The organism is Mesorhizobium sp. ArgA1 (genome assembly GCF_053714375.1).
This window is the reverse complement of record NZ_JBSKBQ010000145.1, coordinates 1-423: the sequence shown is the minus strand read 5'-3', so window position 1 is coordinate 423 and position 423 is coordinate 1. Positions and strand designations below refer to the sequence as shown.

General features: G+C 58.9%; 1 pseudogene. It reads left to right on the top strand.

The features are described from left to right. Positions 1-84 precede the first annotated feature (84 nt). Positions 85-423, top strand: a pseudogene (locus tag ACWGTI_RS32730) (ISAs1 family transposase); the annotation flags it as partial.

The following is a 423-nucleotide window of genomic DNA, read 5'->3' as shown; positions in this document are numbered from 1 at the left end:
CGTCACAAATGAATCATCTGTGTCGTAACTTGCGCCAATCCCGCACCTAACCAAAATCCGCTCACCGGACGCTCACAGAAGAAGGGTGCGAACCCCATTCACATGGTCTCGGCCTTCGCCGCCCGCCAGCGTCTGGTGCTCGGGCAGGTCAAGGTGACGGAGAAGTCCAATGAGATCGTCGCCATCCCCAAGCTTCTGGACATGCTGGCCATCGAGGGCGCCATCGTCACCATCGACGCCATGGGCTGCCAGCGCGAGATCGCCAGCAAGATCATCGACAAGAAGGCCGATTACGTGCTCGCCTTGAAGGGCAACCAGGGCACCCTTCGTGACGATGTCGAGCTCTTCGCCAACGAGCAGAAAGTCAAGAAGTTCAAGGATACCACGGTCAGCCAGGACAAGACGGTCGATGGCGATCACGGC